The 25,662-nt window shown below is 59.3% G+C and carries 15 protein-coding genes; 8 read left to right on the top strand and 7 right to left on the bottom strand.

Going from position 1 to position 25,662, the window contains the following annotated elements; all coding sequences use genetic code 11:
- Positions 1-217 precede the first annotated feature (217 nt).
- The 5 genes from ACEN93_RS10970 to ACEN93_RS10990 are packed head-to-tail and all read left to right on the top strand — an operon-like array spanning position 218 to position 8,517.
- The gene (locus ACEN93_RS10970; RefSeq protein WP_495611405.1) at positions 218-2,491 is read left to right on the top strand and encodes a GGDEF/EAL domain-containing response regulator; all 2,274 of its coding nucleotides are present in this window, start codon (positions 218-220) and stop codon (positions 2,489-2,491) included.
- Positions 2,488-4,362, top strand: a complete 1,875-nt coding sequence (locus ACEN93_RS10975) for a putative bifunctional diguanylate cyclase/phosphodiesterase (RefSeq protein WP_134333636.1) — start codon at positions 2,488-2,490, stop codon at positions 4,360-4,362. The genes ACEN93_RS10970 and ACEN93_RS10975 overlap by 4 nt, the downstream gene beginning before the upstream one ends.
- Positions 4,359-5,306: a cytochrome-c peroxidase gene (locus ACEN93_RS10980; protein WP_039765802.1), complete on the top strand. Its 948-nt coding sequence runs from the start codon at positions 4,359-4,361 to the stop codon at positions 5,304-5,306. The genes ACEN93_RS10975 and ACEN93_RS10980 overlap by 4 nt, the downstream gene beginning before the upstream one ends.
- Positions 5,303-7,117 (top strand): DAHL domain-containing sensor histidine kinase, encoded by a 1,815-nt coding sequence (locus ACEN93_RS10985; protein WP_039765801.1) that lies wholly within the window; start codon positions 5,303-5,305, stop codon positions 7,115-7,117. Before ACEN93_RS10980 ends, ACEN93_RS10985 begins: the two co-directional genes overlap by 4 nt.
- Positions 7,114-8,517, top strand: a complete 1,404-nt coding sequence (locus ACEN93_RS10990) for an ATP-binding protein (protein ID WP_074688487.1) — start codon at positions 7,114-7,116, stop codon at positions 8,515-8,517. Before ACEN93_RS10985 ends, ACEN93_RS10990 begins: the two co-directional genes overlap by 4 nt.
- A gap of 7 nt (positions 8,518-8,524) precedes the next feature.
- Here ACEN93_RS10990 and ACEN93_RS10995 read toward each other — a convergent pair whose 3' ends face one another.
- Positions 8,525-9,850 carry an APC family permease gene (locus ACEN93_RS10995; protein ID WP_039765797.1) on the bottom strand — a complete coding sequence of 442 codons (1,326 nt, stop codon included), beginning with the start codon at positions 9,848-9,850 and terminating at the stop codon, positions 8,525-8,527.
- Positions 9,851-10,072: 222 nt separating this feature from the next.
- Entirely contained in the window at positions 10,073-10,888 is an 816-nt protein-coding gene (locus ACEN93_RS11000; protein ID WP_134333635.1) for a carbon-nitrogen hydrolase family protein, read from the bottom strand.
- Between the two features lie 125 nt (positions 10,889-11,013).
- Between ACEN93_RS11000 and ACEN93_RS11005 the strand changes: the two genes are divergently transcribed.
- Together ACEN93_RS11005 and ACEN93_RS11010 are read left to right on the top strand one after the other, a co-directional pair.
- Positions 11,014-11,814 carry a helix-turn-helix transcriptional regulator gene (locus ACEN93_RS11005; RefSeq protein WP_011335770.1) on the top strand — a complete coding sequence of 267 codons (801 nt, stop codon included), beginning with the start codon at positions 11,014-11,016 and terminating at the stop codon, positions 11,812-11,814.
- Positions 11,815-11,850: 36 nt separating this feature from the next.
- The gene (locus ACEN93_RS11010) at positions 11,851-13,470 is read left to right on the top strand and encodes an FMN-binding glutamate synthase family protein (RefSeq protein ID WP_039765795.1); all 1,620 of its coding nucleotides are present in this window, start codon (positions 11,851-11,853) and stop codon (positions 13,468-13,470) included.
- A 199-nt stretch (positions 13,471-13,669) separates the two neighbouring features.
- Here ACEN93_RS11010 and ACEN93_RS11015 read toward each other — a convergent pair whose 3' ends face one another.
- The 5 genes from ACEN93_RS11015 to ACEN93_RS11035 form a co-directional block, all read right to left on the bottom strand.
- Positions 13,670-15,025 (bottom strand): glucosyltransferase domain-containing protein, encoded by a 1,356-nt coding sequence (locus tag ACEN93_RS11015; RefSeq protein WP_414882028.1) that lies wholly within the window; start codon positions 15,023-15,025, stop codon positions 13,670-13,672.
- On the bottom strand, positions 15,022-15,396 hold the full coding sequence (locus ACEN93_RS11020) for a GtrA family protein (RefSeq protein WP_414882027.1): 375 nt from the start codon (positions 15,394-15,396) through the stop codon (positions 15,022-15,024). The genes ACEN93_RS11015 and ACEN93_RS11020 overlap by 4 nt, the downstream gene beginning before the upstream one ends.
- Before the next feature lie 108 nt (positions 15,397-15,504).
- Positions 15,505-17,010: a glucosyltransferase domain-containing protein gene (locus tag ACEN93_RS11025; RefSeq protein ID WP_495611406.1), complete on the bottom strand. Its 1,506-nt coding sequence runs from the start codon at positions 17,008-17,010 to the stop codon at positions 15,505-15,507.
- Between the two features lie 170 nt (positions 17,011-17,180).
- A complete protein-coding gene (locus tag ACEN93_RS11030) occupies positions 17,181-18,602 on the bottom strand; it encodes an amino acid permease (protein ID WP_011335773.1) in 1,422 nt (473 codons plus the stop codon).
- A 301-nt stretch (positions 18,603-18,903) separates the two neighbouring features.
- Positions 18,904-22,083: a dermonecrotic toxin domain-containing protein gene (locus tag ACEN93_RS11035; RefSeq protein WP_495611407.1), complete on the bottom strand. Its 3,180-nt coding sequence runs from the start codon at positions 22,081-22,083 to the stop codon at positions 18,904-18,906.
- A gap of 314 nt (positions 22,084-22,397) precedes the next feature.
- Between ACEN93_RS11035 and ACEN93_RS11040 the strand changes: the two genes are divergently transcribed.
- Positions 22,398-25,541 (top strand): transglycosylase domain-containing protein, encoded by a 3,144-nt coding sequence (locus ACEN93_RS11040; RefSeq protein WP_495611408.1) that lies wholly within the window; start codon positions 22,398-22,400, stop codon positions 25,539-25,541.
- The last annotated feature ends 121 nt before the right edge of the window (positions 25,542-25,662 follow it).

Here is a 25,662-nt window from a genome sequence, read left to right on the forward strand (position 1 = left end):
CCGGCAGACCTCCCCTGCTTGCCCGCGCTTGAATCACAGGCTAGATGATTTTCGCAGGGCGCGTGTAAATCCCCTGTTACACCACGCCAGGCAAAGTTGCGCCCTGGCAACTATGCTCAAGTCGCTGGACGACACCATCGACCTGCGCGCAGGCATGTGATGAGGGGAAAAGGATGCTCCTGATGACGAATGTGCGTGAACACACGGGTATTGCGTCATGAGTGCGCAACCCGGACACACCAACCGCCGCGTGCTCATCGTCGACGATACCGCGTCGATCCATGACGATTTCGCAAAGATCCTCAAACCGGCCACGGCTGAAGCCGACAGCCTGGATGAAACGGAAAGCCTGCTGTTCGGCGATGCGTCCTCCGCCCCCGTCGCACCGAAAGACCGTTTCGAACTGGACTCGGCCTATCAGGGCCGCGAAGCGCTGGACAAAGTCGAAGCCGCACTCGCCGCCGGGCGCCCGTACGCCATGGCCTTCATCGACATGCGCATGCCGCCGGGCTGGGATGGCCTGGAAACCATCGAGCGGCTGTGGCAGGTCGATCCCAAGCTGCAGGTGGCCCTGTGCACCGCCTACTCCGATTACTCGTGGGAAGACATCGACCGGCGGCTGGCCCTGACCGATCGCCTGCTGATCCTGAAAAAACCCTTCGACGCGATCGAAATCCGGCAGATGGCCAGCGCCCTGACGGTCAAGTGGCAAATGACCGAAGACGCCGCCATGAAGATGAACCTGCTGGAGCAGGCAGTTCAGGAGCGTACCCGGGAACTGTCCGACGCCAACATCATCGTGCAGAACAGCCCGACCATCCTCTACCGGTTGCGCGGTGAACCGTCGTTTCCGCTGATGTACATCTCCCACAACATCACCCGCTACGGCCATGTCGCGGCTGATCTGGTGGGTTCGGCCCACTGGGCGCAGACGCTGATTCACCCGGACGATCAGCTCAGTGTCGATACCGCCATGGGCCGGGTGCTCGATCGGCATGCCGAAGGCGCCTCCATCGAGTTTCGCCTGCGTACCGGCGCGGGCGACTGGCGCTGGGTGGAAAACCGCTACATCCCGGTGCGCGATCACGACGGCCGGCTGCTGGAAGTCGAGGGGATCATTCTTGACATCACCGAACGCCGGCTGGCCGAAGAAAAGATGAACCTGCTGGCCCGCACCGACGGTCTCACGGGACTGGCCAATCGCGCCACGCTGATCGAGCGTCTGCATCAGGCCTTCGCCGCCGCGCGTCGGGGAGCGGCACCTTTTGCGGTGTTTTACCTGGATCTGGATCACTTCAAGCGGATCAACGACACCCTCGGTCATCCGGTCGGCGATCTGTTGTTGCAGGCAGTGGCGCAACGGATCAAATCCAATGTACGGGAAAATGACGTGGTCGCACGTCTGGGCGGAGACGAGTTCGCGATCCTGCAACTGGACGTCAGCGACCCGACCCAGTCTGCTGCCATCGCGACCAAGATCCGCGATGCGCTGCTGGAGCCCTACCAACTGGCAGGCAATGCCTTGCGCATTTCCGTCAGTATCGGCATCTGCCTGTACCGCGCCAACAGTCTGGATGCCGACAGTCTGCTGGCCGGCGCCGACATGGCGCTGTACCGCGCCAAGGAAACGGGGCGCAATCAGTACCAGTTCCATTCCGAGCAAATCACTCGCGAAGTCGCCGAGCGCATGACCCTGGCCGAGGAGTTGATGACCGCCCTGACTCGGGGAGGACTGAAGCTCGACTACACGCCGGAAGTGGACATGCACAGCGGCAAGATTCTCGGCATGGCCGCGCAGGTCAAATGGCAACATCCCAGGCTTGGTCTGCTGCCGGCGTCGGCCTTCGTACCGGCAGCGGAAAAGACCGGTGCAATCATCCCGCTCGGTCGCTGGATCCTGGATCACGCCTGCTGGCAGATGCGCCAGTGGCAAAACGAGGGAGTGGCGCCTCCGGTGATGGCGATCAGGATTTCCCTGGCGCAACTCAAGAGCGGCCCCGAGCTCATCTATGACTTGCTGCGCACCACCGCCCGCTGGGAACTGGCACCGTGGGATCTGCGTTTCGATGTCACCGAAGCGACCCTGGCCCAGACCAAATGGACCCACAACGATGTGCTGCCGCGCCTCAGTGAGCTTGGGGTAAAGATCGCCATCGACGATTTCGGCACCGAATACTCATCGTTCGATTACCTGAAAACCTACCGGGTCAATCACCTCAAACTCGCCCAATCCCTGATCGACAGTGCGGCCCAGGATGAAGGCAGCGCCAATACCCTGCGAGCGATCGTCAATTTCGCCCGGGATCTGGCGATCGACATCAGCGCCGAAGGCGTCCAGCCCACAGATCGGGATGACGCCCTCGCCTCTTCGGTCCCGCTGAAAAACGTGCAAGGCCTTTGCTTCAGGGAGGCAGTCAGCCCCGAACAGGCGGCCCGCCTGCTGAAGGACGGGAACGCGACCGCCCCGCTGCCCAGGGAGGACGAGGGATGAAAACACCTTTTGCGCAGACCAACCGGCGCATATTGATCGTCGACGATACCCCGGCGATCCATGATGACTTTCGCAAGATACTGACCCCGGACACCAGCGGTGCAGCAGACCTGGATACGCTCGAACAAACGCTGTTCGGCACCCGGCAATCATCGCACCTGACGTTCCAGCTCGACTCCGCCTATCAGGGGCAGGAAGCGCTGAAACTGGTGCAGCATGCGGTGGAAGAAGGCCGGCCTTATGCCCTCGCGTTCACCGACATGCGCATGCCGCCCGGTTGGGACGGCCTGGAAACCATCGAAAAACTGTGGGCGGTCGATCCGAATCTGCAAATCGCCTTGTGCACCGCCTATTCCGACTACAGCTGGGAGGCCATGGCCGAACGACTGGAATTCGGCGATCAGTTGCTGATCCTGAAAAAACCGTTCGACACCCTGGAAATCCGCCAGATGGCCAATGCCCTGACCTGGAAATGGCAGTTGGCCCAGGATGCGGCGCTGAAAATGCTCAGTCTCGAGCAGACTATCGAAGCCCGCGTGCATGAATTGCTCAAGGTCTCGCACCTGCTGCAATACGACAGTCTCACCGGCCTGCCCAACAGCACCTTGCTCGGTGACCGTTTGACTCAATCGCTGGCCGCCTGCCGGCGCCATGACAAACAACTGGTGGTGATGTTTCTCGGGCTGGATCGCTTCAAGCGCATCAACAATGCCCTGGGCCACCCGGCGGGCGACGAGATGCTCAAACGGGTCGGCCAGCAATTGCTCGCCTGCGTGCGCGAATCGGATTCGGTCTTTCGTTATGGCTCCGACGAGTTCGTGGTAATGCTCAGCGACATCAACCACCCGCAGCAGACCCGCAGCATTGCCGAGAAACTGCTGGGCGCCATCCGTATTCCACAGACGATTGTCGGGCATCCCGTGAGCATCACGGCCAGTCTGGGCATCAGCATCTATCCCGACGACGGGCTCGAAGCCATCGAACTGATCAAAAAAGCTGAAACGGCCATGCGCAACGCCAAGGAAACCGGGCCGAGCGAGATCGCTTTCTTTATCGAGGCGATGAACCAGCGTGCCCGGGAACAGCAAGGCATCGAAACGGGCATTCGCCAGGCCCTGCAGCGGCACGAATTCGTCCTGCATTACCAGCCGAAAATCGACCTGGCCAGTAGCCGGGTGGTCGGCGCCGAAGCACTGGTGCGCTGGCAAAAACCGGGACATGGCTGGGTCTATCCGTCGGATTTCATACCGGTGGCCGAAGACAGTGGCCTGATCGTGCCGCTGAGCAAATGGGTGCTGGCCGAAGCCTGCCGCCAGACCCGGGACTGGCAACAGGCGGGCTTGCCGCCGATCCGCATGTCGGTCAACACCTCGGCCATCGACTTTCGCCAGCGCCATTTCGTCGAGGGCATCGAGCAGGTACTGGCACAGACCGGGCTCGATCCCCGTCTGCTGGAACTGGAGATCACTGAAGGTGTGCTGATGCAGAACGTCGATGCGACGATGAACGCGCTGGGCAGGCTGAAGGCGCTGGGGGTTCGGCTGGCCATCGATGACTTCGGCACCGGTTATTCCAGCTTGAGCTATCTGCGCCGCTTTCCCATCGATGTGCTGAAAATCGATCAATCGTTCATTCGCGGCCTGAGCCATGACAGCGGTGATGCCGCCCTGGTCGGCGCGATCATCAGCCTGGGCAAGAGCCTGAACCTCAACGTCATTGCCGAAGGCGTGGAAACAGCACAACAGTTGGAGTTTCTCAGGGCTCACCACTGCGAGGAAGGCCAGGGCTTCTATTTCAGCAAGGCCTTGCCGGCAGAGGCCTTCGCCCGTTTGCTGGAGTCTGCTCAACCTGGCACGTGGGGTGTTTCATGAATCGCCCGGGGTCGTTGGTTCTACTGCTCGGTCTGTGCGCAAATGCCATCGCCGCACCGCTGGACGAGCCGCTGAAACCTTTGCCGCCAATGCCGCACCTGGATGCCAGGCGGGTCGAGCTGGGGCGCCAGTTGTTCCATGACCCGCGATTGTCGATCAATAACACGCTGTCCTGCGCCAGCTGCCATCAACTGGATAAAAGCGGCGCCGACACCCGCGCCTTCTCCAACGGCTTCGATGGGCAACCGGTGGCGGTCAACACGCCGACCGTATTCAACGCCAGCCTCAATTTCCGCCAGTTCTGGGACGGCCGCGTCGAAACCCTGGAAGAACAAAGCAACGTCGTGATCACCAGCCCCCACGAAATGGGCAGCGACTGGAACACCGTCGTGCAACGGATCGCTGACGACGCAGCCTATGGTCAAAGCTTTCGTGCCGCCTACCCCGATGCCGTGAACCGGGCCAATATCCAGAATGCGCTGGCCACCTATGAGCGCACGCTGCTGACCCCCGACTCCCGTTTCGATCAGTACCTGCTGGGCAATACCGATATCCTGACCCTCGAAGAAAAATACGGCTATCAGCGTTTCAAGGAGTACGGCTGCATTGCCTGCCATCAGGGCGTCAACATCGGCGGCAACATGTTCCAGAAATTTGGCGTGTTCGGCGACTACATCGCCGATCGCGGTAACCCGACGGTGGCCGACCAGGGCCGTTTCAACGTGACCGGCGACGAAGCCGACCGCGCCGTGTTCAAGGTGCCGAGCCTGCGTAATGTCGCGCTGACCGCACCGTACTTCCATGACGGCTCGGCGCCCACCCTCGAACGGGCCGTGGACGTGATGTTCCAGTATCAGTTGGGGCGCATGCCGAGCGAAGAAGACAAGACCCTGATCATCCTGTTTCTCAAGACCCTGACCGGCCATCCGGAGGGCCAGCCATGATGAAGGTTTCACGCCGTGTCAGCCTGATGTTGATCGGGCTCGTCGCCGTGCTGCTGGCCTCGATCCTGGTGTTTCTCTACCTCAAGTCCAGCACCGAGCAGACGACGGCCTACACCGAATCCCGGGACCTGATCCGCCAGATCAAGCAGCAGGACTCGCTGTGGGAAAACGAAATCCTCAAGGCCCGGGTGGCGATCTCCCACAATTACGACCCGCTGGTCTCGCCGATGAGCGAGATGAACCGCCTGTGGGAACGCTTCGACACCATGGAGTCCGGCCACGGGCGCAACGACTCGACACAATGGGACGAAGCCCACGAGAGTTTTCTCAAGGCGATGCAGGAAAAGACCCGGCTGGTGGAGCAGTTCAAGTCGCACAACGCCTTGCTGCGCAACTCTCTGGCGTTCCTGCCGACCGCCGAAGATGACATTCAGGCACAACTGGCCGGCCTGTCCGATCTCGACAAGATTCAGGTGCAGAACATCGCCACCGATACCTATGACCTGCTCCTCAGCGCACTGGAGTTCTCTCAGGTCACCTCCGACGACAAGGCCGCCGATATCGTCCTGGGCCTGAACAAACTGGCGGTGAACGCGCAACGCCTGCCCCAGGACTTTCAAGCCCCGATCAGGATCCTGAGCAATCACATCAGCCTGATCCTGCGCGAGCAGCCGATCGTCAACCGCTTGCTCGAGGAGATTGAAGCGGTTCCGGTGGCCGAGCGCCTGGACAACATCACCAACATGCTCAACCGGGATCAGCAGCGGGTCGAAAAAATCGACAGGAAATATCACTTCTATCTGCTGCTGTTCTCGGTCCTGCTGATGCTGTCGCTGCTGTGGCTGGCCATCCGTCTGATCCGCAGTTTCGCCGAGATCAACCGGGTCAACGCAGCTCTGCAAACCGCCAACGATGTGCTGGAGCAACGGGTCGAGGAACGCACCCGGGAGCTCAAGAACGCCCAGAGCGAACTGCTCGACGCCGCACGCCAGGCCGGCATGGCCGAGATCGCGACCAACGTGCTGCACAACGTCGGCAACGTGCTCAACAGCGTGAACATTTCCTCCGACCTGATCGCGCGCAAGTTACGCAACAGCAAGACCCTGGGGCTGGGCAAGGCCATGCAGCTGATCAACGAACACCCCGACGACCTCGGCCAGTTCCTCAGCGAAGACCCCAAGGGCAAATTGCTGCCCGGCTATCTCAATCAACTGGTCGTTGCCATCGCCCAGGAACAGCAGGAAATGGTCGACGAACTGAACCAGATGAACAAAAGTGTCGATCACATCAAGGACATCGTCGCCACCCAGCAATCCTATGCCGGGGCCAGCAGCCTGACCGAGCCGCTGTACATCAGCGAACTGCTCGAAGACGCCCTGCGCATGAACGCCGGAGCCCTGACCCGGCACCACGTCACAGTGGTCAAGGACTACGCCGAAGTGCCGCAGGTGATGGGTGACAAACACCGTTTGCTGCTGATCCTGATCAACCTGATCAGCAACGCCAAATACGCGATGTCCGACCTCAGCAACCGCCCGCGCACCATCACCCTGGGCGTAAAAATCGTCGACGGGAATTATCTGGAAATCAGCGTCAAGGACGATGGCGAAGGTATCGCCCCGGAAAACATGACGCGGATCTTTGCCCACGGTTTCACCACTCGCAAGGAGGGCCACGGCTTCGGCCTGCACAGTTGCGCCCTGGCGGCCATCGAGATGAACGGCCACCTCACGGCCCACAGCGACGGGCCTGGCCAGGGCGCCCTGTTCACCTTGCAGATTCCGCTGATCGCGGTAACGGAGAACGCATGAGCGAATTGTCGAACCGCCGCATTCTGCTGATCGATGACATGCCGTCGATCCACGAAGACTTTCGCAAGATCCTTGCCCCGGCTTCAGCGCAGTCCGCAGAGATGGACGAAATGGAAGCCGCGCTGTTCGGCGAAACCGCCAGACCCCGGCGAGCGGTTTTCGAACTGGACTCGGCCTACGGAGGGGAAGAAGGCCTGGCCAAACTCAACCTGGCCTTGCAGGAACAATGTCCCTACGCCCTGGCGTTCGTCGACATGCGCATGCCCGACGGCTGGGACGGGGCGCAAACCATCGAAGCGCTGTGGCAGCAGGATCCGCAGTTGCAGGTGGTGGTCTGTACCGCCTATTCCGACTATTCCTGGGACGAATTGCTGGATCGTCTGCACGCCCATGACCGGCTGCTGATTCTGAAAAAACCCTTCGACAACATCGAAGTCCAGCAGATGGCCAACACCCTTCTGACCAAATGGCAGATGACCGAGCGCGCGTCGCTGCAAATGCATCACCTGGAACATCTGGTGGATCAGCGTACCGCTCAGTTCAAGCAGGCCAGCGAAGCCTTGCAGCGGGAAATCGACGAACGCAAACAGCTGGAAGGCCAGTTGGTGCAATCGGAGAAGCTCGCTTCGCTGGGGCAACTGGCCGCTGGCGTCGCCCATGAAATCAACAATCCGATCGGTTTCATTTCCTCCAACCTCGGCACGCTCGACGGCTATTTCCAGCAACTGCTCACCATGCTCGGCGCCTATCACACCGCCGGGCAAACCCTGCCCGCCGAACTGGCTGGGCAGTTGCAGCAATTGCGCGAGGACCTCGAACTGGATTTTCTGCTCGAAGACATTCCGGTGCTGATCAGGGAATCCAAGGAAGGCATCGCTCGGGTCGGCCAGATCGTCAGGGACCTGAAGGATTTCTCCCGGGTCGACAGCCATCAGGAATGGCAGTGGGCCAATCTGCAACAGGGCATCGAATCGACCCTGAACATTGTCGCCAGCGAGCTCAAGTACAAGGCCGATGTGATCAAGGAATATCAGGAGCTGCCGGACATCGAATGCCTGCCCTCGCAAATCAATCAGGTCATCATGAACCTGGTGGTCAACGCGGCGCAGGCCATGGGTCCGGAGCGCGGCACCATCACCCTGCGCACTGGCGTGCAGGGAGAATCGGCAGTCATCGAAGTCGCCGATACGGGCTCGGGCATTGCACCCGAAACCCTGCAAAAGATCTTCGACCCGTTCTTCACCACCAAACCGGTCGGCCAGGGGACGGGCCTGGGCCTGTCCCTGTCCTATGGCATCGTGAAAAAACACGGCGGTGACATTTCCGTCAGCAGCAAACCGGGATTCGGTACGACGTTCCGCGTGCAACTGCCGTTGCGCCAAACCCGGCCGGCGGCCTGATGCCTGATCAGGCCGCTTCCTGAAAGTCCATCTCCGGTGGTTGGCGACGGAAGCCACCGGTCAGCACCGCCAGATACAGCACACCAATCGCCAGCCAACTCAGGCCCAGATACACCGCCAGGTGATCGAGGCTGACCATCAGCCACAAGTCCGCCAGCAGACCGATGAACGGGAAGACCAGGAACAGCACCAGTTCGCGCAGACCTTTTTTATCCCCGCCGATCCAGTAGTGAAAAATCACCGACAGATTGACCAGGCTGAACGCCAGGAACGCGCCGAAGTTGATGAACGAGGTCGAGGTGGTCACGTCGAGTTTCAGCGCCAGCAACGCCACCACGGCACACAGCAGGATGCTGTTGACCGGTGTGCCGAAGCGCGCGTGCAGGGTGCCGAAGAACGACTTTGGCAACACACCGTCACGGCCCATCGCGAACAACAAACGCGAACCGCTGGCCTGCGCCGACAGGCCCGAGGCGAACTGACCGACGATCAGGCCGATCAGGAAGATCGACACGAACAGATCACCGCCGATGTTGCGTGCAATTTCGTAGGCCGCCGAGTCGACGCTGTCGAACTGGAACGACGGATGGGCGATCTGCACGAAGTACGAGACACCGACGAAAATCAGCCCGCCGATCAGAGTGATCAGCATGATTGCCCGAGGGATGGTGCGGCGCGGATCGCGGGTTTCTTCGGTGAGGGTGCTGACTGCATCGAAGCCGAGGAACGAGTAGCAGGCAATGGCCGCGCCGCTCATGATCAGCGGCATCTGCATGTCGCCGTTGAAGAACGGTTTGATCGACCACAACGGCGTGCTGGCATCGCCGCCGACGTAATGCACGCACAGTGCGACGAAGGCGATCAGCACCAGAAACTGCACCAGCATCAGCAAGGCGTTGATGCCGTTGGCCAGTTTCAGGCCGATGATATTGATCGCGCTGGTGATGCCGATGAACGCCAGCACCCAGATCCACTGCGGAATCGACGGGAACGCCGAAGCCAGGTACGCGGCGCCGATCAGCCAGATCGCCATCGGCAGAAACAGATAATCGAGCAGCACCGCCCAACCGGCGATGAAGCCGAGTTTCGGGCTGATGGCCTTGCGCACATAGCTGTAGGCCGAGCCGGCCACCGGGAACGCGGCGGCCATGCGCCCGTAACTCATGGCGGTGAAAAACATCGCCACCAGCGCCGCCAGATACGCGGCGGGCACCATGCCGGCGGTGGATTGGGCGAGGATGCCGAACGTGCCGAGGACAATGATCGGCGTCATGTAGGCGATGCCGAACAGCACCACCGACCCTAGCGAAAGGGTGCGTTGCAAACGAGCCATGGGCGACTTACTCCGGATTTTATTGGATTTATGGCAGAGGCCGAGTTCGGCGAATGTTTCGGGTGTTGCGTTGTTGTTTTTTGGGTAAGGCTTAAAGGTGCGTGATCGTTCCCACGCTCTGCGTGGGAACGCCTCCATGGACGCTCCGCGTCCGCTCTTGGGACGCAGAGCGTCCCGGGCTGCATTCCCACGCAGAGCGTGGGAACGATCGGGTACAACGGGTCAAGGGATCAGCAGCTCGCGTACTCCCGAGGCGTGTTCAACCACCTCCCCCGGCAACCTCAACCGCTGGTCATCCAGATACCGATAATCCTTGCGCGCCAGTTCCAGCTGGCCGAAATCCAGCTCGACACTGAACCGCCCTTCCTCACGCCCGGCTTCGAACAGCAGCGTGCCCAGCGGATCCACCAGCGCACTGCCGCCGGCGAACATCAACCCGTCATCCCCGGCTTCCACGCGGTTGACCATCAGCGCAAACGCCTGATTTTCCTGGGCCCGGGCCATGATCGCGGTGCGGTGGGTCGGCCCGTACGGGTCCATGTTGCCGTTGGTCACGATCAGCAACTCCGCACCCAATTGCGCCAGGGCCCGGGCCGACTCCGGGAACTCGATGTCGTAGCAGATCAGCAGACCGACCCGCACGCCGTTCCACAGGCAGGTGGCGTAACGGTCACCGGCCTCGAACACACCGCGATCCGAAGCCCAGAGATGGGTCTTGCGGTATTTCAGGGCGATGCCTTCTGGGGTGATCAGCAACGTGGTGTTGTAGAAGCGGCCGTTGTCGTTCTCGGCCATGCCGATCACCACGGCGAGGTTGCGCTCGCGGGAGGCGGCCTGCACCGCGCTGACGGTCGGGCCGTCCAGCGGCTCGGCGATCTGCGCCACGGTGTCGGCGGTCGGGAAGCCCATCAGGTGGGTCTCGGGGAACACGATCAATTGCGTGTCGGCAGCGCAGGCCGCAATCGCCGCGAGGGCGCGTTCGAGGTTGTACGCCGTGTCTTTGTCACGGCCCGCCAGTTGGGCGAGTTCGACTTTCATGGGCAGTCCTTGTTATGAGCGCCGGGTGCCGAAAGATTGCCCGGCGGCTGTCTGTGGGCCAGTATGCTTCGCATTCGACCGGCCAGGGAATTACGCGGCCGGGGTAACCCGATAGGGGTAGAGGCATGACTCTTTCGTTTGACGACATCACCTGGCACCGCGCCGTCGGGCAGTTGATCGACGCCCTCGACAAGCCGAATTTCTGGGCGCAACTGGTGCGCCTGCTCGACCAGTACGTGCCGTTCGATAGCTGGGTGGCGCTGCTGTTCAGCGCCGACCGCCACCCGCAGGTGTTCGCCGAATGCCCCGGCGCAGACGGCAGTCCTGACCAGTTGTTTCAGGACTACCTGCGCGGTCTGTACCTGCTCGACCCGTTCTACATCGCCTGCCGCGAACAATCGCGCACCGGGCTGTATCGCCTGTCGGAGGTCGCGCCGGAGCACTTCGAACTGACCGAGTATTACCAGCGATACTTTCGTCTGAATGTGGTGGCCGACGAAATCCAGTTCAATTGCCAGCTCGAGGGCGACCGCACGCTGTGCCTGTCGCTGGGCAGCCAGCAACGCTTCACCGGCGAGCAGATTGCCCTGTTGTCACTGATCCAGCCGTGGGTGCTCGGCCTGTTGCGCCAGCGCCTGCCTTATGAAATCAACGAAACCGTGGCATTGGCCCCGGCGCCTGCGCAACCGGACTGGCGGGTGCAGCTCGAAGCGTCGGTGCAGCAGCTCAAGGGCGCGCAACTGACCGCCCGGGAACTGGATGTCGGGCGCCTGATGCTCAGCGGTTGCTCCAGTAAAGAAATCGCCCGTAAGCTGGAAATCTCTGTTGAAACCGTGAAAGTCCATAAGAAACACATGTACAGCAAGCTGGGGATCAAATCCCAGTCGGAGCTGTTTTCGATCTTTCTACAGGCGCAGAACGCCTGACTGCCGCAAAAAAACCATCCGAACCAAGGAAACCGTATGAGCCTGTCACTCCTGAGCCGCTACGCCTTCTTTGCCGTCTGCGTGATGTTCACCCTCGCCAGCCTGCCCTTTCTCGAACATGACTGGCTGTGGCCGATCACCGCCGTCACCGGGGTGCTGAGCCTGATCGGTCTGTTCGACCTGCTGCAGAGCCCGCACGCGGTGCGCCGCAACTATCCGATCCTGGGCAATATCCGTTATCTGGTCGAAGGCATCCGCCCGGAAATCCGCCAGTACCTGCTGGAATCCGACAGCGACGCCCTGCCCTTCTCCCGCGCCCAGCGTTCGCTGGTGTATTCGCGGGCCAAGAATGAAACCGCCGACAAACCGTTCGGTACCCTGATCGACGTCTATCAGTCCGGCTTCGAATTCATCGGCCACTCAATGCGCCCGGCGCCGCTGAGCGACCCGAGCAGTTTCCGCGTCACCGTCGGCGGCCCGCAATGCACCCAGCCGTACTCGGCGTCGGTGTTCAACATCTCGGCCATGAGTTTTGGCTCCCTCAGTGCCAACGCGATCCGCGCGCTGAACCAGGGTGCGAAACTCGGCAACTTCGCCCACGACACCGGCGAAGGCAGCATCAGCCCCTATCACCGCGAACATGGCGGCGACCTGACCTGGGAACTGGGCAGCGGCTATTTCGGCTGCCGCACCAGCGACGGCCGCTTCGACCCGGAACGCTTCGCCGCCCAGGCGCAGACCCCGCAAGTGCGGATGATCGAAATCAAGATGAGCCAGGGCGCCAAACCCGGCCACGGCGGGATTCTGCCCAAGCACAAAGTGACCCAGGAAATCGCCGACACCCGCGGCATCCTGATGGGCGAAGACTGCATCTCGCCATCGCGCCACAGCGCCTTCTCCACGCCGATCGAGATGATGCATTTCATCCAGCAACTGCGTGAACTGTCCGGCGGCAAACCGGTGGGCTTCAAGTTCTGCCTCGGCCATCCGTGGGAATTCATGGGCATCGCCAAGGCCATGCTGGAAACCGGCATCCTGCCGGACTTCATCGTGGTCGACGGCAAGGAAGGCGGAACCGGCGCCGCGCCGGTGGAGTTCACCGACCACATCGGCGTGCCGATGCGCGAAGGTCTGCTGTTCGTGCACAACACGCTTGTGGGCTTGAATCTGCGGGACAAGATCAAGCTCGGCGCCAGCGGCAAGATCGTCAGCGCTTTCGATATCGCCAGCGTGCTGGCCATCGGTGCCGACTGGGCCAACTCCGCGCGGGGCTTCATGTTCGCCATCGGCTGCATCCAGTCGCAAAGCTGCCACACCAACAAATGCCCGACCGGCGTCGCCACCCAGGACACCCTGCGCCAGCGCGCGCTGGTGGTGCCGGACAAGGCCCAGCGGGTCTACAACTTCCACCGCAATACGCTCAAGGCCCTGGCAGAAATGCTCGCTGCCGCCGGCCTCGACCATCCGTCGCAACTGTCGGCCAAGCATTTGGTGCGGCGCATGTCGGCCACTGAAATCAAACTGTTCTCGCAGCTGCATGTGTTCCTGAAACCGGGGGAATTGCTCACCGGAGAGGTGAACGGCGAGTTCTATTCGCGGATGTGGCAGATGGCGCGGGCGGACAGTTTTGAGCCGCAGGATGGAATGGCTGCGTAGCCGAATCTATGTACCTTCCTTCAAGGTAAAACGCTGGATCAGAGGTGATCGGAATCTTTCACCTCATTCCAGCGTTTCATAAACACATAACCGGTTTTGTCCAATATGTAGATGTCGTAATAGCGATTACTTAGAACTTGCTGACACGTCCCACACCCCACTGTATCGCGTTCGTCTTTTACACCGCCAAAAACATTTGTCAGTCCAGCCCTGAGCATATTTTCTGGCAGCAAGATAAAATCCAGACCAAGTATGTAAGGAAGCACAGGTGAAGCATCAATTGTTTTTTTGCACCAGGAATCCACAAATAACGGGTATCGGCGATTAAATTGATCCGCTCCAGAGCTCGAAGATTTGCATGAGAAACAACGTCATAGTTTAGGTTCTGAACGACAACTTGTTCGAATTGTTTTTTCGCCACCATGACCCGACCATAGGAAAAAGAGAAGCTAAGCATAAAAGCAATCGGAATGACCAACAGGTATGTCAGGTATCGGTTTACTTGCATCAATCCTTGTCGGTTCAAAAACATCAAAAAAACCAACATAGAAGAAAACCCCATCAGATTCCGCGCACCAAAGTTTGGATAGCGCACGAGAAGTCCGATGCCATAAATCGCAGACACAGCCCCGAGCAATGTCATCAGGTACAACACCAACGTGTTCGACTTGGCCCAGCCGCCCTCCTGTCGAGCGACACAACGATACCCCGTGAGCACAAAACACAAAGCTGCAACAAAGATGAGCAACGAAAAAAACCAAACATTGCCAATATTGAATAGAAGAAACATGTGCTGATTGAAAGTATCAATTCGCATGAGCAACTCTCTCACCGTGGAATTATCAATCTCGACAAATCCCTGACGGCTACCGCTTATCAACTGATACGAACTCAAGCAGTAAACAAGCAATCCCCCTGCCAATTGTCCGGTTCTCAGCAAGAGTTCCTTCCGCACTTCAGACGCTGTACCAGAGATCATGCAGCGGTAGACATCGATACACGCCAGACCGATAAAAACGTTCAGACACACCTGATAAAAAGAAAGCGCCAGAGCAATCAATATCGCGGAGAGTACTACCCGCCCCACAGCCGATGCCGGATTTGAAGTGATTGCATAAATCACTGCAACCAGGCCCAACGTCATGCTCGGCCCGTCATATTGATATGAAAGGTTCTGTAAATAAAACGGACTGAACCACAGGGGTAAAACCACTAGGCACTCAACAAACCCCGGAGTAGAAAAATAGTGAGTGACCAGTCGCCTCAGTCCAAAAGACATGGCAACGGTGGCAATGAGTAACGGTAATGGAAAAATATTCAACGATGAGGAAAATGTCAGAACGGAATACAGCAACTCCACCAACGGTCGGCCGTCTTCAGTCCAGCCCTTGATTCCGAGCATCGATCGCCCTTGGTCATCGATGTACAAGTAGTCGGCGAACAAAATGGGAAAAACATGCAGCAAGGTTGCTATCTGAAAAAAGAAATAGATTTCCTGTGCGCTCCAGGGCCTGCTCAGAAAGTGTTCGTTCGCATTAGCAGAAGCGCTTTTCATGACTGCCGCCCCCGAAACAACACAAACCGGAAAAAGCAGTACCCCAGCAACAGATCCAGCAGTGAAAACACCGACACCGTCACCAGCCCCGGCAGACTCCGTGCATCGGCGATCACGCCTGTGCCGTAACTCAACGCCCCCATCACGCTGATAAACATCAGGTACGCCAGCACCGACGTTCCGGTCTCGAACGTGTACAGCGCGTTCATGTAAAACGCGAAGGATGCGGCGATGCAAAACGCAGCGAAGTTGCTGGCCGCCTGATCGAGCTGAACCGCACTGGTCAGTACGAAAAAAACCTGCCAGTGGACCAGCGTTGCGGCGAGGCCGATTGCCGTTTGGGCGGGAAATCCTTTCCACAAGATCCTCATCGTGAATCCTTGCTGTCACTGCAACGGGCGGAGCTTTCACGCTAGGGCAAGGTACGGGTGCGGTCTACTGTCAGAAATTACAGGTAGGCGCTGGTTTCTGACCAACGGTCACCATTGCAATAACCGCCCGTGGGGCGGCTCTTTCATGACGATGAAGCCGTAGTCGCCGATCAGGTAGAGGCGGTAATAGAGGCTTTCCAACAAGGGTGGATAGCCCATCAGGCCGACATGGGTCGCGTTGCGACGTTCGCGCTCGGCGACCACGTTGGTGATACCGGCCGAGGCCAGGTTTTCGGCGAGCATGAAATAGTCGACGTTCAGCAGGTAGCGCAGCACCGGCAGCCGTTGGAAGGTGCCCTGCGCCCCCGCGAGCCAGCGGTCGGAGTACGTCACCGAGATATAAATCCGTTTGGCTTCGCGCAGTTCGCGATGGGACGAGATGTCGTGGCTGAGGCTGTAGAGAGCACTGCTGGCGAAGGTTTTTTCCATCGTCAGCACCCGGCCATAAGCGAAGGACAGTGACAGCGTGGCCAGAAGCGGAATCGCCAGCATCAAAGGCAACCGTTGATGCAGCGGCATCAACCCCAGCCAGGCCAGATAGAACAGCGACATCAGCAATACGCCGAACCCCATCAAGGTGCGCGCGCCTTCGTTGAAATCGCGAAACAACAGCGTCATGCCCGGCACCAGCAGCACAATCAGCGGCAATGGCAGCAGGCAGCTGAAGCTCAGGAGCAAGTCCTTGGCGCGGGACATTTTGCGCTCACGAATATGCCGCCCCAATTGCACGGCGCCGAACACGGCGCACAGCACCAAAACAATAAAAACTACCGTGTACCCGCCGTGAAACAGCAGCGCAACCTTCTCCATCACCCGACCGATATTGACGCCGATCTGCAGCAACGGGTCAGCGCTCGCATTCAGCAATTGCGTGCGTCCGGCGTCAGTGAATGGATAAGCCGTGACGCTGTAAATCAACACCGCCAGCAGCAGTTGCGCCAGCCGCCAGCCCGACCGGTGCCAGAGTTCATCCCACGGCACTCGCCGGTGAACATTCCTGAGCAATTCCAGGCAGCACAACCCGAGAAACACATTCAGGCTGATCTGATACAACCCGATCGCCAGCGCCAGCAACACCGATGGCACCAGCCATCGCTGAATGCGTGAAGCGCCGCAAAAGGTGATTGCATAAATCACCGCGACCAGGCTCAGGGCCATGCCGGCGCCGTCGTATTGATAGGACAGGTTCTGCAACAGGAACGGGTTGTACCAGAGCGGCAACGGCACCAGACAACAGGCCAGCGTCGGTTCGGGAAAATAGTGGAAGGTCAGCCGGGTCAGAGCGAACGACATCGCTACGGTGGCGAGCAACAGCGGCAGTGGAAAAATATTCGGCGCAGCGCCGGTGAAGCTCAGCGCCTGATACAGCCAATCCATGAACAACCGCCCCTGCCCCGCCCAGGCGTTGCCGGCAGCGAGGGTGCGCCAGTTGTCGTCGATGTAGGGGAAGTCGGCAAGAATCAGCGGCAGGATGTAGAGCAGCGTGGCGAGCAGGAAGAACAGCACGACCTGACGGCGGCCGAGTTCTCGTACGAGAAAATCGCTGATCCTCATACCTGCGCCTCTGTTCACGGCTGCGCGGGAAACAACGTAGATAAACCTTCGAACATGACTCTGAATCAGAGGTCGTTTTTTGCGCTGATTTCAGACCAGCGGCATCATCTCACCCCCATGAAAAAGCCCCGGACTTTCGACCGGGGCTTTCAGGTTTCAGCGACAACGAATTACGAAGCCGAACGCATCGCGCCCTGTACCGAATCCTTCGGTTGCAGCTTGAACACGTAGAACAAGACGGTCAGCAGCACCAGGAACGCCGGGCCTACATACAGTGCCACGCGGGTATCCGGGAAGTACGCCATCAGGCCGACTACCAGCACCAGGAACGCCAGCGCCAGATAGGAGCTGACCGGGAACAGCCACATCTTGTACTTCAGGCCGGCCCGTTCGCTGGCGCTCAGGCCTTTGCGGAATTTCAGCTGGGCCAGCAGGATCATCACCCAGGTCCAGATCGCGCCGAAGGTGGCAATCGAAGTCACCCAGACGAAGACTTTTTCCGGCACCAGATAGTTGAGCAGCACGCCCAACAGCAGCGCGAAGATCGACAGCAGCAACGCCCGACGCGGTACGCCGTTGCTCGAGGTGCGAGCGAAACCGGCCGGCGCCTGGCCGTTCTGCGCCAGGCTGTAGAGCATGCGCCCGGTGCTGAAGATGCCGCCGTTGCACGACGACAGCGCCGCAGTGATCACCACGAAGTTGATGATGCCGGCGGCGGTCTTGATGCCCAGACGTTCAAAGGTCATCACGAACGGACTGCCCTGGGTGCCGATTTCATTCCACGGGTAGATCGACAGGATCACGAACAGCGCGCCGACGTAGAACAGCAGGATCCGCCAGAACACCGAGCCGATCGCATTCGGGATGGTCTTCTGCGGGTTCTTCGCTTCACCGGCGGTCAGGCCGATCATCTCCACACCGAGGTAGGCGAACATCACCATCTGCAGCGACATCAACACGCCCGTCACGCCGTTGGGCATGAAGCCGCCGTGGGCCCACAGGTTGGAAATCCCCAGCGCCACGCCGTCGTTGCCGAAACCGAAAGCGATGATGCCGATGCCGCCGAGCACCATGGCGATGATGGTGACGATCTTGATCAGGGCGAACCAGAACTCGAATTCACCGAAGGCCTTCACCGCGATCAGGTTGATCGAGCCCATGCTGACCAGCGCCGCCAGCGCCCAGATCCAGCGCGGGACATCGGGGAACCAGATGCCCATGTACACCGCCACCGCGGTGATTTCGGCGACGCAGGTTACCAGCCACAGGAACCAGTAGTTCCAGCCGGTCAGAAAGCCCGCCAGCGGGCCGAGGTAATCCTGTGCATAGCGGCTGAAGGAGCCGGCCACCGGATTGTGCACGGCCATTTCGCCGAGGGCGCGCATGATCACCAGGATCGCCAGACCGCCAATGATGTACGAGAGCATGATCGCCGGGCCGGCCATTTCGATGGCCTTGGCCGAACCGAGAAACAGACCGACACCGATGCAGGCGCCGAGCGCCATCAGGCGAATATGCCGTTCACCGAGTTCGCGTTTGAGCGGGCCGCCTTGAGCGGTTTCGCCATGGGGCGGGTGATTGCCGACTGGCATGGGGGACTTCCTCGTCTTGTTATTGGATGTGACCACCGAGTGTTCAAGCGTCGGCCGATAAGCCTGCGCCTGGGGTAGAACCGGCCCTGCTTCGTGGGCAGAACCGTCCCGCAGAAGCAACCTGCGGGATCAGCGGGGCGTGCAGTATAAAAAGCTTGCGACAGGTTTTTTCACTCTATAAGGCATCTGATTCAGACGTAAACCTCGTCAAATACGAGGTTTACGAGACAAACCATCCTGCATTTCGAGGATTATTCACCGCGCAAATGGCCGGCGAGTATTGCACAGCAATGGTGCAACGTCACAGGCCGGCCGGTGCGACAGACCTTTCGATGGTCGTCACTGGCCGGGTATTGATCTTCAAGACTTTCGTCCGGCCAAAGACTCGTACCAGCGTATCGGGACGGGAAAACCAGCCCGGTTGCTCCTTCGAATAGTGGGCAATGGCGGTCGCCCCTTGATTGGATTGATAGTGCAGTTTCCAGACGCGAGCCGTTCGGTCGTACTTCATGAAGGCGAAGCCCGTCAGTATCGAGTCGGGATTGCCGTTCTGGTCCAGACGGAGTCCGTAGTCCGGAAGCTCCATGGCGGCACTCAGCCCCCATCCATGCTCTTGCGGGGCCAGATCGACGTATTGGGCAGCTTCATGGCTGGCCTCGACATGCCGGACCCGAAGCAGGTTTTCATCCATCTGTTCCACCACCAGGGAGCAACCGCTGAAACCGGGTGTGAAAACATGATCCGGTTGCCCCCATCCAGGGTGAATGGGGACATCGACGTAGCCTCCCTGCGGCGACCAATACGCAGAAATCGCATTCGTACCCTCAGGGCGTTCGCCCGCCTCAAGGTCGATGACTTTGAGTGCATTGAACTCCCCTTCGACGGCACCGGAATACTTCATGCGCTGCATGGTAAACAGGAAGCTGCCCCCTCCCTCTCGCATGTCGAGCTGCGACGCGATTCCCGGCGACAATTTCCCCGTGGGGCCTTCCATCAAGTCGGTTGCAACAGGCAGTCGACCCAACTCGGACATCTCGAGTGCCTGGTGAATGCTGGTCGGTTCGATGGAAAACGGAAGCTCATGCATGGGCCCCCAATCACTTGGCAAATACCTCGTGTCGGACAGGGAAACCACTAGGATTTTCGGCTCCCATAGACCGTTGGGCAGTTGCTTGCGCTCGAAAGCAGCTATTTTAGCCAGTAAGTTGTCAGGCCTGGCCCCCCCTCTCAACGACAGAGGTTGCCATTGATCGGGCGCGACCTCGCGCAGGCGCAGCTCTGTCGCACGATTACTCTGCGGATCAACAATGTTGACGTCCATGATCTCGGCGTTGAGATTGAACGAATCACGGATCCGATACACCGAGACGACGCCGGCATCGTCGATGTTGCGGATGTAGCACCATTGCCCGTCGACACTGCGATAAACACCTTTGGCCGGTTGAAGTCCAAGAATCAGCGACTCCTCGACCGCGTATCGGGCATTGACTCGGTTATCGATGCCCGACACCGCCGGGGGATGTGCGGGAGCGACGTCAAGCGAAGCCCCTTCGCCCGTTAGAACGTGCCCGTCAACGGGCGCAACGGGGGGGAGTTCGGGCGACAGTGCCGGTACGGGGCGGTGCGGGCCGTGATTCCAGCCGTTTGCACTTTCGGAAAGCAAAGGCTGATAAGCGTTGGGGTTGCGAGGATGGACGATGCGCCAAGTGTTGGTTACTGGATCGAAGCGTTTTTCATAAACGTGTCCTTCGACGCGTACATACAGTTTGTTCGCGACGAGAAACTGCTCGCGAGCATTGGGCTCGACATCGGCCAGCGACACTTTGCTCCGGTAAGCCGCCAGGTCTGGTTTCCAGAGCCGTTTCTGTCCATTTTCCAGTTCGATCGGCAAAAACTCCGTGCGGCCTCCCGATGCAAGTTTCCCGATCAACGCGGCCCCGGCCCCCATGATCGCCAGATTCACCAGAACCCCGTGGATGAGCTGCCAACCGTTTTCCCGGTCGCCGAGGCTCAAATCCTCAATTCCCTCCAAAACATCATCCATGAGCTGAATCGCCGTGACGCCGAGCATCAGAACCCCGACTGCGGGCACCACGAAAGACACCAGGTTCAACGCCATCAAACCAATGTCCAGGAGTTGTGAAAGCCAGGCACGGCGCCCGCGAGCATCAGCGTCAGCGGTAGGCACAGCGGCACTGCGTGCATCAGCCAATAATCGATGCCTGAAGCGTCTGAAAGATACCTGCCAGATGTCGAGGCTCGTATCCCAGCGATCGCCTGAAGGGCTCACTATCAGCTCCTGCAGGAGAAAGTCCGGCTCCTTTTTTTGACGACGGATTTTCGGACCGTTCGCAGTGACGAGTTCGGTAAAGCTGGAAAAAAACTTCGGCCGGTCTTTATGTTTTACGAAGCGGCTAAAAAACACCTGATAGTCGGTCGGTGCTTGCGGGTCGGCCTCTTCATCCTGAGGCTTGCGCACAAACTGGCTGACAAGTTGAGACTTGAGTGCCGTTAGCTTCGGATAAAGTTTCAGCGGATGATCGGGATCATCAGGAATCCAGACGATCAAGTCGTTTGGCCAGAATCCATCAACAGTTGGCAGCAATTTATCGAGAACGCTATCGTCTTCCGGATCGGCAATCTCGAAAATCGCGCAACCTTCCAATGGCATATTCATGAAGCTAATGCCGCGATACCAGAGAGACTTGCCGTCAACCTTCACATCTTTTTTGCCGTCAGCTACTTCAAGCAGGGCCCGATGATGTCTGGCCTCAATATCGCCCTTGAGCACAGCAACATGACTTGACGCTTTCAACGAAGCGCTCTGATAAGCAGTGAAGGCATCACTCAGCGTTTTAAGACCCGTCGCATCATCCAGCTTCAGTGCTTGCCGGATATGGGCCTGATAAAGCTGGCCGACATCCAGCTCTCGACACAATTCGATGAAACGAAGTGCACTGATCCGCATATCGGTCGGTTGATAGGCTTCCCAACCGATACGGGAAAATGACCTGAAGTCCGTTTCTTCTTCATCGAAGTTGTGAAGGGCTGCTTGCAAAAACGTGTAACGTTCAGTCGGAGGATGCGAAGAGGGGATCGAAGAAGGAGAGAATGCCAGCCAAAAGTTCTGCAGCTCAATATCAAATCCCGTCTCGTCCTTCAGCTTCGCCCTGAGCAGTGGCTCGGCGAACGCCTCCGGGGACTTGACCTGGTCCATCAGGGCACTGAATGCAGTGTGCGCGGCCACGCTTTCCTCTATGGCCCTGCGTGCCTCCGCCCGTTGTTGAGGCGAAGCGCTTTTCAGCCAATCAGGTGTCGACGGTGTAATCTTTTTCAACATCTCAAGATTGGACTTCGACATATTAACAAGCGCGGGTGGAATTGCTGCCAGGACCACTTCCGAATACTCATCGGTTAAACTTTCAACATTATTAATTACTGCAGGCGCGAAGCGTGCAAAAGACCGGAAGTACGTACCCACGATGAAACTCCAACTTAAGAAATGAGCATTTAATAAACAACACCCAACTTGAATTTGACACTTGAAAAACACATCAATTAATTGCAAATCCAGACAACTTTTTTCCAGATTGGCGAGCGTCAGTCAGAAACTTTTTGCTCAGCTTGTTATGTTTCCCGATACAGACGCGACGATACCTGTGCGCCTCGGATCCTCACCGCCCCGTCGCTCGATCCCGTCTCCGCTCGATGACCTTCACAATTTTTTCACCGACGCCAACCAGCGACTAAGCTTCAGTCAAGTCCGATCAATCTGCGTGAATGGATCAATCGACTATGGGCGCTTTGTGGCAAACCGATTCGAGTGAAAAAGTGGTTCCGACTGAACGTGTGGATGAAGCGCCTTTACCTGAAAAACCCCGCCGCAACCGGCACGGGTGGAAGGCTTTCTGGCTCCTGGTGGTGATCATCGCGATTGTCGTGGGCCTGGCCGCGATGAAGGAAATGCGCACCTCGCGTTTTCAGTCCCGCGAGGTCAGCCAGTACGCCGCCAAACTCAAATACGAATTGCAGCCGGGGCCCAGCGAAGCGATCCGCTATCCGGGCAACGGGCCGTTCGACCTGCGTCTGGGGTACAGCTCGCTGGACGAGTTCCTGCCACGGCTGATCAAGCGCAACTACGTGATCACCGAGCAGACGCGCTTCTCTCCGGCCCTGCTCAACTACACCGACAAGGGCCTGTTCGTGCCCTATTCCGAGAAGATCCAGGCCGGCCTGTCGATCACCGATTGCCGCGCCGCGCCGCTCTATCAGTACAACTATCCGCAACAGCTGTACGCGAGTTTCGAGTCGATTCCACCGGTGGTGGTCAACAGCCTGCTGTTCATCGAAAACCGTTTTCTGCTCGATCCAAAACAACCGTTGGCCAACCCGGCGGTGGACTGGCCGCGCTTCGGCATGGCCGCGTGGTCGCAAGTCGCCAAGTTGCTGCACTTGCCGGGGCAGTCGGCCGGTGGCAGTACCCTGGCCACCCAGCTTGAGAAATACCGCCACTCGCCCGATGGTCTGACGGTGTCCGGTGCAGAGAAGATCCGCCAGATGATTTCCGCCAGCGTGCGCGCCTATCAGGGCGGCCCGGACACCTTGCCGGCGCGGCAGAACATCATTCGCGATTACCTCAACAGTGTGCCGCTGTCGGCGGTGCCGGGGCATGGCGAAGTACACGGCATGGCCGAGGGCCTGCGGGTCTGGTACGGCGCCGATTTCAACGAGGCCAACCGCAAACTCTCCAGCTCGGCGACCGATCCGCAGTCCATGGCGGACAAGGGCCTGGCCCTGCGCGAAATGCTCTCGCTGATGATCGCCCAGCGCCGCCCTTCGCATTACCTGACCAAGGGCCGCGAAGAATTGGTCGAACTGACCAACAGCCACCTGCGCCTGCTCAGACAGAACGGCGTGATCGACGCCGCCCTGGCCGATGCGGCGCTGGCCAGCACCATCAGCTATCGCGACTGGCAGACCCAACCGACGATCCAGCCAATCGAAACCAACAAAGGCATCAGTGTCGCCCGCAGTCGATTGGCGTCGATGCTCAACCGTCCGCTGTATGACCTCGACCGCCTCGACCTGTCCGCCACCAGCACCCTGCAAGGCGAACTGCAAACCCAGGCCACCGCCTATCTGAAACGACTGGCTGACCCGGCCTATGCGACCGAAGTCGGCCTGATGGGCGAACGCCTGCTGACGCCCACCAGCACCACTCAGGTGCGCTACAGCTTCACCCTGTTCGAGCTGACGCCGGACGGCTCGCGCGTGCGGGTGCAGACCGACAGCACTGACCAACCGTTCGATATCAACGAGGGCAGCAAGCTGGAACTGGGCTCCACCGCCAAGATGCGGGTGCTGACCACCTACCTGCAAATCATCGCCGAGCTGCATGACAAGTACGGCGCCATGACCGTGCAGGAACTGAAAAAAGTCGACGTGCCGGAACAGGATCGCCTGAGCTGGTGGGTGGTCGATTACCTGATCCAGAACAAGGATCGCGACCTGTCGAAATTGCTCGGCGCAGCTCTTGATCGCAAATACTCAGCCAGTCCCGGCGAAGCTTTTTTTACCGGTGGCGGGCTGCACACGTTTCATAACTTTCGCAAGGAAGACAACGGTCGCCTGCCGACCCTGCGCGATGCCCTGCGTGAGTCGATCAACCTGCCGTTCATTCGTCTGATGCGTGACCTGGTGCGTTACACCACCTACTCCGGCCCCAACAACAGCGCCGAGCTGCTCAAGGACGACCGCGACCCGCGACGTCAGGAATACCTCGCCTCGTTCGCCGACCGCGAAGGCACTTCGTTCCTGCTCAAGTTCTGGAAGAAGTACCGCAACAAGGACACCCAGGCCCGGCTCGACACCTTCCTCGACAGCATGCGCCCGACCCCGATCCGCATGGCTGCCGTGCACCGTTACCTGCTGCCCAACGCCAGCCAGGAGGATTTCAACAGCTTCGTGCGTTCGCATTTGAAAGGCGCCAAGCTCACCGAAAAACTCACCGACGAACGCCTGGAACGGCTCTACCTGGCCTACGGCCCCGGCACCTATGACCTGCCGGATCAGGGCTTCATCGCCAAGGTTCACCCGCTGGACCTGTGGATGATCGGCTACCTGCTCAACCACCCCGACGCGACCTTCAAGGACATCGTCAAGGCCAGCCAGTTCGAGCGTCAGGAAGTCTACAGCTGGCTGTTCAAGAGCAGGCACAAGGGTGCCCGTGACAGCCGGATCCGCACCATGCTGGAGATCGAGGCGTTCCTCGAGATCCATCAGCGCTGGCAGAAAGTCGGCTATCCGTTCGATCACCTGGTGCCGTCGCTGGCCACCGCCATCGGCAGCTCCGGCGACCGCCCCGCTGCGCTGGCCGAGCTGATCGGCACCATCCTCAACGACGGTGTGCGCATGCCGACCCTGCGCATCGACAGCCTGCACTTTGCCGCCGGCACGCCTTACGAAACCAAACTGGTCAATGACCCTCATGTGGGCAAACGGGTGATGCCGTCCGAAGTCGCCACGGCGATGCGTGAAGCGCTGTCGCAAGTGGTGGACTCGGGAACCGCCAAACGTGTTTCCGGCAGTTTCAAACTGGCCGATGGAACACCGCTGACCATGGGCGGCAAGACCGGCACAGGCGACAACCGGATCGAAGCGATTGGCTCCGGCGGGCGGATTCTCAGTTCGAAGTCGATCAACCGCACGGCGACCTTCGTGTTCTACATCGGCGACCACCATTTCGGCACGCTCACGGCATTCGTGCCGGGGCGCTCGGCGGAGAACTTCAAATTCACCTCGGCCCTGCCGGTGCAGGTGCTCAAGGGCATGGCGCCGATCCTGATGCCTTACCTGCAACCGGGCAGCGACTCACAATGTCTGCCGCCCGAGGCATCGAGAGTGGCTTCCCTGAATGCGCGCGCCTCTGTGCCGGATTGAAAACGCCCGGGTGTTATTTATATGTTTTAAACATTCCAATATTCAATCGGACCCGCTATTAAAACCGCACTTGTACAACCAGCTTTTAAACTAATCATTCCCATCCCCGAACGTTAGCCTT

The organism is Pseudomonas sp. Pseusp21, from assembly GCF_059492145.1.

Excerpts from the sequence above, each read along its gene's own strand:
- ACEN93_RS11010 (WP_039765795.1), top strand. The coding sequence starts at position 11,851 with ATGAGCCTGTCACTCCTGAGCCGCTACGCCTTCTTTGCCGTCTGCGTG.
- ACEN93_RS10990 (WP_074688487.1), top strand. The coding sequence starts at position 7,114 with ATGAGCGAATTGTCGAACCGCCGCATTCTGCTGATCGATGACATGCCG.
- ACEN93_RS10995 (WP_039765797.1), bottom strand. The coding sequence starts at position 9,850 with ATGGCTCGTTTGCAACGCACCCTTTCGCTAGGGTCGGTGGTGCTGTTC.
- ACEN93_RS10980 (WP_039765802.1), top strand. The coding sequence starts at position 4,359 with ATGAATCGCCCGGGGTCGTTGGTTCTACTGCTCGGTCTGTGCGCAAAT.
- ACEN93_RS11040 (WP_495611408.1), top strand. The coding sequence starts at position 22,398 with ATGGGCGCTTTGTGGCAAACCGATTCGAGTGAAAAAGTGGTTCCGACT.
- ACEN93_RS10975 (WP_134333636.1), top strand. The coding sequence starts at position 2,488 with ATGAAAACACCTTTTGCGCAGACCAACCGGCGCATATTGATCGTCGAC.
- ACEN93_RS11030 (WP_011335773.1), bottom strand. The coding sequence starts at position 18,602 with ATGCCAGTCGGCAATCACCCGCCCCATGGCGAAACCGCTCAAGGCGGC.
- ACEN93_RS11015 (WP_414882028.1), bottom strand. The coding sequence starts at position 15,025 with ATGAAAAGCGCTTCTGCTAATGCGAACGAACACTTTCTGAGCAGGCCC.
- ACEN93_RS11020 (WP_414882027.1), bottom strand. The coding sequence starts at position 15,396 with ATGAGGATCTTGTGGAAAGGATTTCCCGCCCAAACGGCAATCGGCCTC.
- ACEN93_RS11005 (WP_011335770.1), top strand. The coding sequence starts at position 11,014 with ATGACTCTTTCGTTTGACGACATCACCTGGCACCGCGCCGTCGGGCAG.
- ACEN93_RS10970 (WP_495611405.1), top strand. The coding sequence starts at position 218 with ATGAGTGCGCAACCCGGACACACCAACCGCCGCGTGCTCATCGTCGAC.
- ACEN93_RS11000 (WP_134333635.1), bottom strand. The coding sequence starts at position 10,888 with ATGAAAGTCGAACTCGCCCAACTGGCGGGCCGTGACAAAGACACGGCG.
- ACEN93_RS11025 (WP_495611406.1), bottom strand. The coding sequence starts at position 17,010 with ATGAGGATCAGCGATTTTCTCGTACGAGAACTCGGCCGCCGTCAGGTC.
- ACEN93_RS10985 (WP_039765801.1), top strand. The coding sequence starts at position 5,303 with ATGATGAAGGTTTCACGCCGTGTCAGCCTGATGTTGATCGGGCTCGTC.